Source organism: Rhodanobacter sp. FW021-MT20, from assembly GCF_041107475.1.
Lineage (GTDB): Bacteria > Pseudomonadota > Gammaproteobacteria > Xanthomonadales > Rhodanobacteraceae > Rhodanobacter_A > Rhodanobacter_A glycinis.
Map to the genome: position 1 here is coordinate 78,874 of NZ_JBGBPX010000004.1, position 14,117 is coordinate 92,990.

General features: G+C 66.8%; 15 protein-coding genes. 9 read left to right on the plus strand and 6 right to left on the minus strand.

Annotation, left to right across the window (positions count from 1 at the left end; all coding sequences use genetic code 11):
- Window positions 1-81 precede the first annotated feature (81 nt).
- The gene (gene dnaG / locus AB7849_RS06990) at window positions 82-1,848 is read right to left on the minus strand and encodes a DNA primase (RefSeq protein WP_369500747.1); all 1,767 of its coding nucleotides are present in this window, start codon (window positions 1,846-1,848) and stop codon (window positions 82-84) included.
- A 195-nt stretch (window positions 1,849-2,043) separates the two neighbouring features.
- Here dnaG and AB7849_RS06995 point away from each other — a divergent pair, with 195 nt between their 5' ends.
- Complete coding sequence (locus AB7849_RS06995) at window positions 2,044-2,685, plus strand: GNAT family N-acetyltransferase (protein WP_037098471.1); 642 nt, start codon at window positions 2,044-2,046, stop codon at window positions 2,683-2,685.
- A gap of 199 nt (window positions 2,686-2,884) precedes the next feature.
- Here AB7849_RS06995 and AB7849_RS07000 read toward each other — a convergent pair whose 3' ends face one another.
- From AB7849_RS07000 to rpsU, 3 genes are all read right to left on the minus strand, one after another.
- Entirely contained in the window at window positions 2,885-3,055 is a 171-nt protein-coding gene (locus tag AB7849_RS07000) for a DUF1328 domain-containing protein (protein WP_008208664.1), read from the minus strand.
- A gap of 106 nt (window positions 3,056-3,161) precedes the next feature.
- Entirely contained in the window at window positions 3,162-3,608 is a 447-nt protein-coding gene (locus AB7849_RS07005) for a GatB/YqeY domain-containing protein (protein ID WP_008208666.1), read from the minus strand.
- A 161-nt stretch (window positions 3,609-3,769) separates the two neighbouring features.
- Window positions 3,770-3,985 carry a 30S ribosomal protein S21 gene (rpsU, locus tag AB7849_RS07010; RefSeq protein ID WP_008208668.1) on the minus strand — a complete coding sequence of 72 codons (216 nt, stop codon included), beginning with the start codon at window positions 3,983-3,985 and terminating at the stop codon, window positions 3,770-3,772.
- A gap of 69 nt (window positions 3,986-4,054) precedes the next feature.
- On the opposite strand from rpsU, the gene tsaD reads away from it, so the two are divergent.
- The 5 genes from tsaD to AB7849_RS07035 all read left to right on the plus strand — a co-directional run bounded on the left by tsaD (window position 4,055) and on the right by AB7849_RS07035 (window position 8,073).
- The gene (gene tsaD / locus AB7849_RS07015; protein ID WP_369500748.1) at window positions 4,055-5,107 is read left to right on the plus strand and encodes a tRNA (adenosine(37)-N6)-threonylcarbamoyltransferase complex transferase subunit TsaD; all 1,053 of its coding nucleotides are present in this window, start codon (window positions 4,055-4,057) and stop codon (window positions 5,105-5,107) included.
- 31 nt (window positions 5,108-5,138) lie between these two features.
- Window positions 5,139-5,498 (plus strand): dihydroneopterin aldolase, encoded by a 360-nt coding sequence (gene folB, locus AB7849_RS07020; RefSeq protein ID WP_008211160.1) that lies wholly within the window; start codon window positions 5,139-5,141, stop codon window positions 5,496-5,498.
- Window positions 5,499-5,638: 140 nt separating this feature from the next.
- Window positions 5,639-6,907 carry a mechanosensitive ion channel family protein gene (locus AB7849_RS07025; protein WP_008211162.1) on the plus strand — a complete coding sequence of 423 codons (1,269 nt, stop codon included), beginning with the start codon at window positions 5,639-5,641 and terminating at the stop codon, window positions 6,905-6,907.
- Entirely contained in the window at window positions 6,907-7,410 is a 504-nt protein-coding gene (gene folK, locus AB7849_RS07030) for a 2-amino-4-hydroxy-6-hydroxymethyldihydropteridine diphosphokinase (protein WP_008211164.1), read from the plus strand. Before AB7849_RS07025 ends, folK begins: the two co-directional genes overlap by 1 nt.
- An 84-nt stretch (window positions 7,411-7,494) precedes the next feature.
- On the plus strand, window positions 7,495-8,073 hold the full coding sequence (locus AB7849_RS07035) for a hypothetical protein (protein ID WP_008211166.1): 579 nt from the start codon (window positions 7,495-7,497) through the stop codon (window positions 8,071-8,073).
- A gap of 31 nt (window positions 8,074-8,104) precedes the next feature.
- Here the strand turns inward: AB7849_RS07035 and AB7849_RS07040 are convergent, their stop codons facing one another.
- Window positions 8,105-8,851, minus strand: a complete 747-nt coding sequence (locus tag AB7849_RS07040) for a pteridine reductase (RefSeq protein WP_008211168.1) — start codon at window positions 8,849-8,851, stop codon at window positions 8,105-8,107.
- Between the two features lie 73 nt (window positions 8,852-8,924).
- Entirely contained in the window at window positions 8,925-9,653 is a 729-nt protein-coding gene (locus tag AB7849_RS07045; RefSeq protein ID WP_008211170.1) for a hypothetical protein, read from the minus strand.
- A gap of 330 nt (window positions 9,654-9,983) precedes the next feature.
- Here AB7849_RS07045 and AB7849_RS07050 point away from each other — a divergent pair, with 330 nt between their 5' ends.
- From AB7849_RS07050 to AB7849_RS07060, 3 genes are all read left to right on the plus strand, one after another.
- Window positions 9,984-12,137: a TonB-dependent receptor gene (locus AB7849_RS07050; RefSeq protein ID WP_008211171.1), complete on the plus strand. Its 2,154-nt coding sequence runs from the start codon at window positions 9,984-9,986 to the stop codon at window positions 12,135-12,137.
- A gap of 318 nt (window positions 12,138-12,455) precedes the next feature.
- On the plus strand, window positions 12,456-13,649 hold the full coding sequence (locus AB7849_RS07055) for a class I SAM-dependent methyltransferase (RefSeq protein ID WP_008211174.1): 1,194 nt from the start codon (window positions 12,456-12,458) through the stop codon (window positions 13,647-13,649).
- Entirely contained in the window at window positions 13,646-14,041 is a 396-nt protein-coding gene (locus AB7849_RS07060; RefSeq protein WP_008211175.1) for a VanZ family protein, read from the plus strand. The genes AB7849_RS07055 and AB7849_RS07060 overlap by 4 nt, the downstream gene beginning before the upstream one ends.
- Window positions 14,042-14,117: the final 76 nt, after the last annotated feature.

Below are 14,117 nucleotides of genomic sequence, written 5' to 3' on the forward strand. Positions count from 1 at the left end.
CCGGGGGCGCGATGGCACCGGGTCGCATGATGGGGGCGAGCGGCTTCATGGCACCGGCTCGCATGATGAGGGCGAGCGGCTTCATGGCGCCGCCGCGGGGGGCACGCGCGCGGCCAGCAATTCGCGCAGTTCGCCTTTTTCGGCATGGTCCAGTGTGCCTTCCCGCATCTTCGCCTGCAGTGCGGTGCGACGCAGTGCCACGGCCTGCTGCTCCATGCGCAGCAAGGCGTCGTGGAATTCGACGCGCTGCAGTTCCGGCTCGCCGACCACGACGGCGGCGATCAGCTTTTGCAGGGCGGCATATTCCGGCCGTTCGGCGAAATGTTCCACCAGGCTGGCGGGGTTGATGCCGGGACGTGCCCGGGCTGTGTCGAGCAGCTCGGCGAGCAGGTCGATGCCGGGCTTGTCCAGGCGCAGGAAGCGATAAGGCTTCTCCACTTCGTCGGCCAGTCCCGGCTGTGCCAGCAGCAGGGCGATGGCGCTGCGTACCAGCGAGCGCTGCACGGTGGTCGGACGCTGCACGGTGCGATGGGCGGAAGCCTGTGGCTGCAGCATGGCGCGCGCGCCGGTGCGCTTTTCGAGCTCGTCGGCCATCAGGTCGCGGAACGCGCCGTCGGGTAGCCGGCCGATCAGCGGGCGCGCGCGTTCGGCGAGGCGCGCGCGGCCATCGAGGCTGGCCATGTCCACTTCATGCGACAGCTCGGTGAAGAAGTACTCGGATAGCGGTGTGGCGTTCTTCAGGCGTTGCTCGAAGCCTTCCCTGCCTTCCTTGCGTACCAGCGTGTCCGGGTCCTCGCCGTCGGGCAGGAACAGGAAATAGGCCTGCCGACCGTCGCGCAGGCGCGGCAGCGCGGCATCCAGCGCCTTCCACGCGGCGGCGCGGCCGGCGCGGTCGCCGTCGAAGCAGAACACCACGTCGGGCGCGGCGCGGAACAACACTTCGGTATGTTCGGGCGTGGTCGCGGTACCCAGCGTGGCCACCGCGATCGGCAGCCCGGCCTGGTGCAGCGCGATCACGTCCATGTAGCCCTCCACCACCACGATGCGTTGCAGGTTTGCGTTGGCCTGCTTCACCTGCCACAGCGCGAACAGCTCGCGGCCCTTGTGGAACAGCGTGGTTTCGGGGGAATTGAGGTATTTCGGGCCATCGCCCTTGCGGGCGTCGGCCGGCGTCCCCTCGGCCGGTTTCTGGATGATTCTTCCGCCAAAAGCGATCACGCGGCCGCGCCGGTCGAGGATGGGGAACATCAACCGTTCGCGGAAGCGGTCGTATTTGTTGCCGCGCTCGTTGCTGGCCACCATGCCCGCTTCGGTGAGCAATTGCAGCCGTCGTTCGTTGTTGCCCAGGGCCTTGATCACGCCATCGAAGCCGGCAGGCGCCCAGCCGAGGCGAAAGCGTGCGATGGTCTCCGCGTCCAGTCCGCGTTTGCCGCAATAGGCCTGCGCCTCGGCGCTTTTCGGCAACTGCTCCTGATACCAGCGCGCGCTGGCATCGAGCAGGGCGTAGAGGTCGGTCTTGTCCTCGCGCGGGCGCTCGTCGCGGCCGCCTTCGCGTGGCACGGTCAGGCCCACCGATTGCGCCAGCTCCTCCACTGCGTCGGGAAATTCCAGCCGCTCGTAGTCCATCAGGAACTTGATCGCGCTGCCGTGCGCGCCGCAGCCGAAGCAGTGGAAGAACTGCTTGACCGGGCTGACGTAGAACGAAGGCGTGCGCTCGTCGTGGAACGGGCAGCAGGCGGTCCATTCGCGCCCGGCTTTCTTCAGCGGCACGCGCCGCTCGATCACGTCGACGATGTCGACGCGGGCAAGCAGTTCATCGATGAAGCTGTCGGGGATCAGGCCACGCATAAGCACCCTAGTTTAGAGCCTGTTGGCTACGATTCGGGCGCGGGCCACCCGCCGCCAGGCGGGTTCCGCGCGGGTGCGGGGTGGGTCCGGCCATCCCGGGTGGGCGTTCCGGCCAGATTCGTGGCGCTGGCGCCGATCCACGCGGACAGCCGGCTAGCATGCATGCATCGATCCCCGATCCCGGCGAGAGAGCTGATGCCTGACGCGAAGTCCGCCGTTCCACGCTTTCGCCAAGCCACTGCAGGGGATGTGGAGGCCGTCGTTCCACTGATCCACAGTTCCGGTCCGGCCGCGTTCGATTACGTGTTCGCGGTACCGGGGCGCAGTGACGCACAGGCTTTCCTGCGGCGGGCCTTCATCGACGGTGCCGGTGAATTCGGCTGGCGCAATCACCTGATCGGCGAGCTGGAGGGTGCGGTGGTGGCCGTGGGCGCCGGCTTTGGCGGTGAATCGTCACTGGCATTCACGCTGGCGGCGGCGCGGCAGATCCTTGCGCATTACGGGCCACGCCACGCGCCGGGGGTGATCGTGCGCGGATTGCGTGTGGAGCGGGTGATTCCGCCACCGGCCCGCGGCATGCACTACCTCGCCCACCTGGGCGTGACGCCGGTGTTGCGTGGAGAAGGCATCGGGCGGGCCTTGATCGACGAACTGGTTCGGCGTGGCGTACAGGCTGGCCGCCGACGCATGGTGCTGGACGTGGCCACCAGCAACCCGCGGGCGCAGGCGCTGTATGAACGACTGGGGTTCGAGGTGACCGGGGAGCGGGTTTCGTCGTTGGCGAACGCGCAGGGCGTGGTACCGGGACACCGGCGGATGGAGCGTGTGGTGGTTTGAGCCTTTCTCCCTCCCCCCTTTGGGGAGAGGGCGGGGGTGAGGGGCCAGGCTCGCGGAAGCCTTGTTTCAGGGCGGGGCCGTCGCGAGCACCCACCCCTCACCTCAATCCTCTCCCCGGAGGGGAGAGGAGGCGAAGGTGCCGTGCGGGTTCGCGCGGTGAGTGCTGTGGCGAGCTTGGGGGCTGTGGTGCTTCGGGCGTCTACAGAATGTGGAACACGCCGATTACCGCCAGGATGGCGATCAGGAACAGGATCAGGAAGATCGCGAAGAAGATCTTGGCGATGGTGCCGGCGACGCCGGAGATGCCGCGGAAACCGAGCAGGCCGGTGACCAGTGAAATGATGGCGAAGATGATGGCCCACTTGAGCATGACGGCTCCCGTTTCCCTAAAAGCCGCGGGCGCGGCGGTACGGGGCAGTGTCGGGCGGGCGGCGTGAAGACTGCGCAATGAGGGCCGTCTTCACACGGCCCGCGGTTCAGCCGGCGAGGCGCGCCTTGATCTTGCCGGAAACCACGCCCATGTCGGCGCGGCCGGCGGCCTTTTCCTTCACCGCGGCGACCACCTTGCCCATGTCGCGCGGGCTGCTGGCGCCGGTGTCGGCGATGGCGGCGGCGATCAGCGCGTCCAGCTCGGCCTCGTTCAGCTTGGCCGGCAGGTAGACCTCGATCACCGTCATTTCGGCGCGCTCGACGTCGGCCAGGTCCTTGCGGTTGGCAGCGTCGTACTGGCTGATCGAATCCTTGCGCTGCTTGAGCATCTTTTCCAGCACGGCGAGGACCTGGGCATCATCCAGCTCGATCCGCTCGTCCACCTCGCGCTGCTTGATCGCGGCCAGCATCAGCCGGACCACGCCGAGCTTGTGCTTGTCGCCGCTGCGCATGGCAGCCTTCATGTCATCGGTGAGTTGCTGCTTGAGCGTCATGGTTTTTCTCCGCAAACGCACAAAGCCGGCGTCACCCGTGGGCAACGCCGGCCAGTGCTAGAGGCTTTGTGGCAGTGGCTGCGATTGGACGCGCCAGCAGCCTGGGCCAGCCCGGTCGCGCGGACGCGAAACCGGTGTCCGCACAAGGCGGACGGCAAGGCTCAGTACAGGCGCGTCTTGCGCGTGACGTCACGCGAGAGGCGGCGCATGTGGCGCTTCACCGCGGCGGCGCGCTTGCGCTTGCGCTCCTGGGTCGGCTTCTCGTAGAACTCGCGCTTGCGGGTTTCGGCGAGGACGCCGGCCTTTTCGCAAGTGCGCTTGAAGCGGCGCAGGGCAAGCTCGAACGGCTCGTTCTCGCGGACTTTTACGCTGGGCATGGAGACTCCGGTGTTAGACTGGCCCGTACATTACGAGCCTGTGGAATAGGGCGAGCCGCGAAGTATAACGTGGATACCAAGACTTTTTCAAAGCCCGTGCTGGGCATCGAATCCTCCTGTGACGAAACCGGCGTGGCGGTGTTGCGCTGGGAGCCCGACGCGCCCGGTCGCGGCCTGCTGGCACACGCGCTGTACAGCCAGGTCAAGCTGCACGCCAACTACGGGGGCGTGGTGCCCGAACTGGCCAGCCGCGACCACGTGCGCAAGCTGCTGCCGCTGGTGCGCGAGGCGCTGACCGACGCCGGATTGACCCCGGCCGACCTGGGCGGCGTGGCCTATACGGCCGGGCCGGGGCTGGTCGGCGCCTTGCTGGTCGGGGCTTCCGCGGCCCGGGCGATGGCCTGGGCGCTGGGCGTGCCGGCGATCGCCGTGCACCACATGGAAGGCCACCTGCTGGCGCCGTTGCTGGAAGACGACCCGCCGAAGCCGCCTTTCGTGGCGCTGCTGGTCTCCGGCGGGCATTCGATGCTGGTCGAGGTGAAGGCGATCGGGCAATACCACATCCTCGGCGACACCCTGGACGATGCCGCCGGCGAAGCCTTCGACAAGACCGCCAAGCTGATGGGTCTGCCCTATCCCGGCGGTCCGGCGCTGGCCAAGCTGGCCGAGCAGGGCACCTCCGGGGCCTACCGGTTCTCGCGCCCGATGACCGACCGGCCGGGGCTGGATTTCAGCTTTTCCGGGCTGAAGACCCAGGTGTTGCTGGCCTGGCAGAAATCCGACCAGTCCGAGCAGACCCGGGCCGATATCGCCCGCGGCTTCGAGGAAGCGATCGTGGACACGCTGGTGATCAAGTGCCGGCGTGCGCTGGACGCGGCCGGGGCCGAGCGGCTGGTGATCGCCGGCGGCGTGGGCGCCAACCGACGCCTGCGCGCGGAACTGGCGGCGGCTGGCGAACGCGACGGTTTCCGCACCTATTTCCCGCGCCTGCAGTTCTGCACCGACAACGGCGCGATGATCGCGCTGGCCGGGGCGATCCGCCTCGCCGCCGGGCAGCAGCAGGACGAAACCGTGCAGGTGTTTCCGCGCTGGAATCTGGAAACCTTGCCGCCGGCGGCTTGATCCCCGTGCCGTCATCATCGACCCTGTAGCGATGGATATCGTTTTCATCGAAGACTTGCGCATCGAGGCCGTGATCGGCATCTACGACTGGGAACGGCGCGTGCGCCAGACCTTGTCGTTCGATATCGAGATGGCGTTCGACAACACCAAACCGGCCGCCAGCGACGACATCGCGCTGACGCTGAACTACAAGGATGTGTCCAAGCGCCTGATCGACTACGTGGGCGGCTCCAGCTTCGGCCTGGTGGAAACCCTGGCCGAGCGCTGCGCCGCGATCATCCGCGAGGAGTTCGGCGTGGGCTGGGTGCGGCTGAAGCTGTCCAAGCCCGGCGCGGTGCGCGGGGCAAAATCGGTGGGCGTGCGCATCGAGCGCGGTACGCGACCGCAGTAGTACGCCGGCACGGGCTGGGTTGACGCCCCCGGCATCGCCAGATTTGTACGCGAGGCCCCGCGCGGCCTCTCCGCGGCCCTTGCCGCCCCGATCCGCCGTGTTTCGTCGCGCGGGTCCCGAGCCGACACAGGAGCAATCGGATGGCTACCTTGCAACACCTGCTGGACATGCCCTGGATGCGCACGCTGCTGGGCGTGCTGGCCCTGCTGGCGCTGGCCTGGCTGGCCGGCCAACTGGTGCGTCGCATCCTGCTGCGCGTGGTCAGCAGCGTCACCCGGCGGACCGCGTGGCAGTGGGACGACGCGCTGTTCAAGCGGCGCACCTTCCTGTGGCTGGCGCGGATGGTGCCGATGCTGATCGTGAAATACGGCATCAAGGCGGTACCGGGGGTGCCAGCCGGCGTCGAAAGCGTGGTGTCGGGCATCGTGCTGTCGCTGATCGCGTTGTTCGCGGTGATGGCGGCAAATGCCGCGCTGTCGGCGCTGGAAGACTTGTACGTGGCCACGCCGCGGGGGCGCGAACGCTCGATCAAGGGCTACGTGCAGCTGGGCAAGATCCTCGTCTGGATGGTTGGCGCCATCATCATCATCGCCTGCCTGATCGGCAGTTCGCCGCTGTCGCTGCTGGCCGGCCTCGGGGCGATTTCGGCGGTGCTGCTGCTGATCTTCAAGGACACTATCCTGTCGGTGGTGGCCAGCGTGCAGCTGGGCTCCAACGACATGCTGCGCGTGGGCGACTGGATCTCGATGCCCGATGACGGCGCCGACGGTTTCGTGATCGACGTGGCCCTGCATACCGTCAAGGTGCAGAACTGGGACAAGACCGTCAGCACCATTCCCACCTGGCACCTCATTTCGCAGTCCTACCGCAACTGGCGCGGCATGTACGAAAGTGGCGGGCGGCGCATCTGCCGCGCGATCAACATCGATGTCACCAGCGTGCGTTTCCTGGCGGGCGACGAGATCGATCACTTGCGCCAGTTCCGGCTGCTGGGCGACTACTTCGCGCGCAAGCAGAAGGAAGTGGGTGAATGGAACGAGGCGCTGGGCGAGCAGGGCAAGCTGGCCGTCAACCAGCGCCGCCTCAGCAACCTGGGCAGCCTGCGTGCCTACATGCAGGCCTACATCGACGCGCATCCGCAGATCAATCACGACATGTTGTGCGCCGTGCGCCAGCTCGAGCCGGGTGCTGCGGGCATTCCGTTGCAAATCTACTGCTATACGTCCGTCACCGATTTCGTGCCGCACGAGAACGTGCAGTCGGATATTTTCGACCACCTGCTCGCTATCCTGCCGGAATTCGGTCTGCGCCTGTACCAGCAGCCCACCGGATACGACATGCAAGCCGGACTGGCGCACGTGGGCGACAGGCAGGCAGAATCACGGTCTCCCTCTTCCCCAGGGCAATGATGGCTCGCGCCTACCTCAGCCTGGGCTCCAACCTGGAGCCCTACCGTTACCTTCCCGTCGCGCTGGACGAACTGCGCGCGCGCTTCGGTGCGCTGGACGTGTCGCCGGCCTACCGCAGCAAGGCGGTGGGTTTCGACGGTCCCGACTTCGTCAACCTGGCGGTGGCGCTGGAGACCGATCTCGAACCGCAAGCGCTGAACGACTGGCTGCATGCGCTGGAAGATCGGCATGGCCGTCGTCGCGACCAACCGCGCTATGCCAGCCGCACATTGGACGTGGACATCGTGCTGTACGACGACCGCGTGATCGATGGCCCCGGACATTTGCAGATACCGCGCAAGGAATTGAAGTACGCCTTCGTGCTGAAGCCGCTGGCGGACATCGCACCCGACTTGCGCCATCCACGCGATGGCCGCACGATGGCGGCCATGTGGGCCGCGTTTCCGCATGAGCGTGAGCCGCTCGAGGTCGTGTCGCTGGAAACCCCCGCCGACATGACCTGATTCACCTGCCGGGCGACAGGGTCGCCGCGGCTGCCGGAACCCGGATGGGTCCGGCATTGCGACCGAAATCATCAAGGAGGAACCATGCATAGCAAGCTTGTCGTCGCCCTGGGAATCGCCCTGTTGCTGAACGGCTGCGCCGTTTTCCATCACCACCCGAAGATCCGTGCGCAAACCAGCCATGCCGATGGCATGCAGCAGGTGTGGATCACTCCCCGCATGACGAATTGCGGCAAGAGCGCGATCTGCAGTGCGCTGGGCGGAGGCTGGACCTCCAACGCGCCGGAGCATGCCGTGTTGGTGGTGCAGACCCAGGGTGGTTACGCGGTGATCCATGATGCCGTGCTGGATATCGATGGCCGCCAGGTGCCGCTGACCGAAGCGCCGCTGCCGACGCGCTACAGCGAAATGGCTCACCAGGATCACCGCGACTACAGCGCGGCCAGGCAATTGGCGGGCGAAACGTCCACGCGCGGATTCCAGACCACGCTGGACGTGTTGCGCCAAGTCATCGCGGCCAGGCGCGTGACGTTGAGCGTGCATACGGCCAAACGCACCATCGACAGCGTGTTGTTCGATGACGATGTCGACAGCGATGCGCATCGCGGAATCGTGGCGTTGGTCGACGATGTGCACGACGTCGCCAAGGCGAACGACAAGTAGCCGCGTCGCAACCGCGAATCGGGCCCGGCGCTTACACCGACAAGGTGCGGCCGCCGTCCACCGCGATGATCTGGCCGGTGACGAACGGCGCGTCATGCAACAGCCAGCGCACGGCGCCGGCCACGTCCTCGGGCGAGCCGGCGCGTTCCAGCGGCGTACGCGCCAGCAACGCCTGCTGGTCGGTATAAGCCATGCCGTTGTTCGGCCACAGCACCGCGCCTGGCGCCACGCCGTTGACGCGTACTTCCGGGGCCAGGTCCAGTGCCAGCGAGCGCGTCATCGCCGCCAGTGCGGCCTTGGCCATGCAGTACAGCGGGTGATCGGCGAGCGGACGCTCGGCGTAGATGTCCACCAGGTTCACGATCGCACCGCGTGCCGCGCGCAGGGCGGGCGTGGCGGCCTGGGCCAGGAAGAATGGCGCGCGCGCGTTCGATGCGAACAAGTCATCCCACTGCGCCAGCGTGGCGCTGCCTACCGGCGTGGGAAAGAACGCCGAGGCGTTGTTGACCAGTGCATCGAGGCGGCCGGTCTGCGCCAGCAAGGTGTCGATCAGCGCCGCCGGTGCCTCCGGGTCAGCCAGATCGGCCTGCAGCACCAGCGTGCTGTCGGCGCGCAATTGTTCCAGTTCGGCGGCCAGCGCCTCGGCTTCAGCCACCGAATGACGACAGTGCAGGGCCAGGTCGTAACCGGCCGCGTGCAGCGTGCGGGCGATCACCGCGCCGACGCGTCGCGCACCGCCGGTGACAAGGACGATGGGGCGCTCGTGGCGTGCTTTCATGCGGGGGCTCCTGCGCGGCATCGATTCATGCGGCCAGCTTGCCGCAAAGCGGCCGGGGCGTCATCCGTGGCACTCACTCGGTATCGGATTTGCCGCGTCGGCGCACAAGTCGGGCGACGACATGTTTCGTCGTCGATGGCTTGCGTGGCGTGGCGGCCGGTTCGGCGGCGTCGCCCTCATCGGCGGTGCCGAAACCCTGCTCCATCATGGCGATGGTGGTGGCGGCCACCTGGCCGGTGTCGTAATAGGCGTAGGCGCCCACGCCGAGTGCGCCGATCACCGGCATCCAGCGCGACAAGCCTTCGCCCAGCGCGCGACGGCTGAGCTTGACGCCCACCTGCTTGGCAATGCGTTCGATCATGCCGTGCGACAAGCGGCGGAACAGCAGCCGGTCGCCCATGCGTATCGCCACGTCGCGGAATGCCTGCGCGGTGGTGTGGCGGAACAGGCACCACAGCATCTGCTCGCGGCCGAGTTCGGCATGGCGGCCGTAGGCGGCGGCGATGTCGCTAACCAGCTGCGCCTGGATTTTCCAGATCGCCAACAGCTCCGGCAGCACCGTGAGCCAGCCCAACGGACCCGGCGGCAACGCCAGCGAACCGGCAGTGAGCGCGGCGCGTTGCGCGGCACGGTTGGCCAGCCGACGTGCCTCGGCTTCCGGCTGCGCGTGGTTGTCCACGCGGCTGGCCGGGATGTGGCTGACGAAATCGAGGATGGCGCGCGAAACCCTGCCGCCGGCATCGTCCGGATCGATCACGGCCGGCAGTGCGTCGCCGGAGCCGGTTGGCCTGGATTTGCTCATGGCGCATCACCGTTGCGGGCGAAAGACAGGTGTCGATGCTAGGGCCTGTTGCGTGAAGAACGGTCGAACGGGGAGCGGGATCACCCTGATACAAGCCAGCGGCCACGCGCGCCCGGGTCGCGGCGATCGGAGCGCAAGCCACATGCGCCAGTTGGACACGCCTTGGGCGACGGCCCGGGACATTCCGGTTCCGACATCGAATTCGCCGCTGGCGCTGGCGATTCGCCTGCACGAGACCGCGGGCATGACTTCTGGGCCAGAGCACTTGGGTGAAGTGATGGTAACGTTATAACATTACATTTCAAGCTCATCCCCCTTCTGGAGTTGCCCGTGAAGTTCACCCCACTTGCCCTGAGCCTTGCCTTTGCCCTGGTTGCGGGCCCCGCCAGCGCGGCCGCTGTGTCATCGAATGCGGCTTCCGCCACGGACGATCCCGCGCCGGCTTCTCCGCCGCTGTCGGTGAAGCAGCTCGATGCGGTGCATGTGTCGGCCGCGCTGGATCAGGCGCGCAACGCGTTGTCGCCGGATACCGGCTCCAGCCAGTACGTGATCGACCAGAAGGCGATCGCGCAACTGCCGCTGGGCGCCGCCACGCCGGTGAACCAGGTGCTGTTGCAGGCGCCGGGCGTGGTGCAGGATTCGTACGGCGGCCTGCATGTGCGCGGCGACCATGCCAACCTGCAATACCGCATCAATGGCGTGATCATCCCCGAGTCGATCTCCGGCTTCGGCCAGACGCTGGATTCGCGCACCATCCAGAACGTGAAGCTGCTCGACGGCGCGTTGCCGGCGCAATACGGCCTGCGCACCGCGGCCGTGGTGGACATCACCACCAAGAGCGGCCACGACCTGGGCAACGGCGGCAGCGTGGGGATCACCGGCGGTTCGTTCGGCTCGATCAACCCCAATGCCTCGATCTGGGGCAGCAACGATCGCTGGAGCTACTTCCTCACGGCGAACTACCTGGAGAACGACGTAGGTGTCGAGAACCCCACGTCCAGCCGCAAGCCGATCCACGATCACACCAACCAGGTGAAGGCGTTCGGCGACATCTCCTACCTGATCAACAACGATACGCGCCTGAGCTTCATGTTCGGCGCGGCCAACAGCCGCTTCCAGATCCCGAACAACCCGAACCAGCAGCCCGCGTTCGGTTATCTCGACCAGACCGATTTCAACTCGGCCGACCTCAACGAGCAGCAGCGGGAACAGACCCGTTTCGGCGTGCTTTCGCTGCAGGGCAGGCTGGGCAGCACCGATTACCAGGTGTCGCTTGGCCAGCGCTATTCCAGCCTCGATTTCACCCCGGACAGGATCGGCGACCTGATGTTCAACGGCGTGGCGTCCGGCATTTCGCGCAGCAACCGCGCCAGCACGTTGCAGGCCGATTTCGCCACCCCGCTGGGTGACGACCACACCTTGCGCTACGGCCTCTACGGCAGTTATGAAAGCGCGCCGAGCACGAACAATGCCTGGGTATTCCCGGCCGATGCCAACGGCAACCAGAGCAGCACCACGCCGATCGACATCATCGACGCCAACCGTGTCACCGCCAGGACCTGGTCGGCCTACGTGCAGGACGAGTGGAGCATCGGCCAGAATCTGACCGTGAACTACGGCCTGCGGGGCGACGTGTACAAGGCATTCCGTACCGAGAGCCAGCTCAGCCCGCGCCTGGGTCTGGTCTACCAGGCCGGCAGCAGCACCACGCTGCACGCCGGGTACTCACGCTACTTCACGCCGCCGGCCACCGAAGCGATTACCGCCGCGAATATCGCCAAGTTCAACGGCACCACCAATGCGCTGCCGGACAACGGCAACAACACGCCGTTGTCCGAGCGCTCGGACTACTTCGACGCCGGCATCCAGCAGAACGTGGGTCCCCACCTCACGCTGGGCCTGGATACCTACTATCGCAAGGTGCAGCGTTTGCAGGACGAAGGCCAGTTCGGCGCCGCGCTGGTGTATTCCACCTTCAACTACGCCAAGGGCCGCATCAAGGGCGTGGAATTCACCGCCAACTACAACGACGGACCGTTCAACGCCTACTTCAACCTCGCTGCCAGCCGCGCCATGGGCAGCCAGGTGATCACCAGCCAGTACAACTTCAGCCCGGACGATCTGGCCTACATCGCCGATCACTACATCTTCCTTGACCACGACCAGACCTATTCCTCGTCGGGCGGCATCAGCTACAGCTTCGCCGACGCCACCCGCATCGGCGCGGACTACCTGTTCGGCAGCGGCCTGCGCAAGGATGGCGCGGTACCGAACGGCGCCTCGATGCCATCCTACTTCCAGCTCAACCTGAGCCTGTCGCACGATTTCAATTTCCAGAGCACCGGCAAGCTGCACACGCAACTGGCGCTGATCAATGCGCTGGATCGCACGTACGAGCTGCGCGACGGCAGCGGCATCGGCGTCGGCGCGCCGCAGTTCGGCCCGCGCCGCGGCGTGTATCTGAGCCTGCAGAAGGACTTCTGATCGCGGCTTTGCTCCCTCGCCCGATCGGGGAGGCCGTGCTGTTTCTCCCTCTCCCCGCCGGGGAGAGGGGTGGGGTGAGGGGCAATCTGGCGAAAACCTGATCCAACCTCAACCGTTCGCGTTGAGCGTAGCTCGCGCCAGCGAGCGCACGCGGAGAGTGGCCATGGATGGCCACGGCTTTGAGGAGCGAGGAAGTCGAAACGCCCTTCGACTCCGGCTCTTGCGGGCCTACGTTGAGGGTGAACGGAGTGGGGGAAGACGAACGGCCCCGGCCGACGCATCGGCTATCCTTACCCCTTTGCCGAACCAGTCGCCCGCATGTCTTCCCGTCTCCCCGAACCCGGCGCCGATGAGCGCGCGCATTCCGATCAACTGCTGCAGCATCTGCGCGAATTGATTGTCGCGCAGGGGCCGTTGCCGTTCTCGCAGTACATGGAGCGCTGCCTGTACGCGCCGGGGCTGGGTTATTACAGCGCCGGCAAGGCCAAGTTCGGCGAGGCCGGCGATTTCGTCACCGCGCCCGAACTGGGCGAATTGTTTGCGCGTTGCGTGGTGAACACGGTGCGGCCGGTGCTGGCCGAGCTGGGTGACGAGGCGGATTTCCTGGAGCTGGGCGGCGGCAGTGGCGCCTTCGCCGAAGTGGCGCTGAAGGCCTTCGCCGAAAGCGGCACGTTGCCGCGGCATTACCTCATCCTTGAACCCAGTGCCGACCTGCGCGAGCGCCAGCACGAGCGCCTCGTCGCGGCGTTACCGGCGGAACTGGCTGCGCGGGTGCAATGGCTGGATCGCCCGCCCGAGCAGGCATGGCGCGGCGTGCTGTTCGCCAACGAGGTGATCGATGCACTGCCCACCACGCGCTTCGCGATACGCGACGGCGAGGTGTACGAGGAACACGTGGTGCTGGACGGCGAAGGTCGCCTCGCCCGCACCGACCGGCCTGCCGATGCCCTGGTGGCCGGCGCCGTGCGGCATGTCGAGCGCGACCTCGGCGAAGCCTTCGCGGACGGCTACCGTTCGGAAGTCCTGCCGCAGCTGCCGTACTGGATGCAGGCCGTGGCCGGCACGCTCGACGCCGGCGTGATGCTGTTCGTCGACTACGGCTACGTGCGCCGCGAGTTCTACCTGCCGGAGCGCTGCGACGGCACGCTGATGGCGCATTACCGCCACCACGCCCACGCCGACCCGCTGTGGTGGCCGGGGCTGAACGACCTCACCGCCTCGGTCGATTTCACCGCGCTGGCCGAAGCCGGCAACCAAGCCGGCTTCGGCGTGGCCGCCTATTTGCCGCAAGCGCAATTCCTGATCGGCAGCGACTTGCAGCAGGTGTTCGAGGATGCCTACACGCAGGCCGCCGACGAGGCCACGCGTTACCGCCTGGCACAGCAGGTGAAGCGGCTGACCCTGCCGGAGCAGATGGGCGAAAGCTTCCAGGCCATGCTGCTGGCGCGGGGACTGGACGTGCTGCCGCTGCCCGCCGAGTTGCTCGCCGCCGACCAGGGCGGCCGCTTGTGAGCGAAGCGCTGGTGCGGTTGCGCTGGCATCGCGCCTGGACGGTTATCGGCGTGCTGGTGATGGCATGGACGCTGTGGATGGCATTGACGCCCGATCCCGACATTGCGCTCGACTTCCCCCAAGGCGACAAGCTGCTGCACGCCTTCACCTTAACCTGCCTGATGGGCTGGTGGGGCAACATCCACCACTCCCGCCGCGGCCGCATCGGCAGCGCGCTGCTGTGCCTCGGCTTCGGCATCTTCATCGAGTTCGCGCAGTGGCTGGACCCACCGCGTGATGCCGATGCGCTCGACGTGCTGGCTGACGGTGTCGGTATCGCGCTGGCCTTGTTGCTGTTGCGCACGCCGCTGGCGCATGTGCTGGCGGGTGTTGAGCGCCGGTTGTTGCGGTAGCCCAATCAGTGTGCGCCACGGCTTGCGCAGGAGCGGCGGCTTCAGCCGCGATGCTCCTGTGTGATCTGAGCCAAGC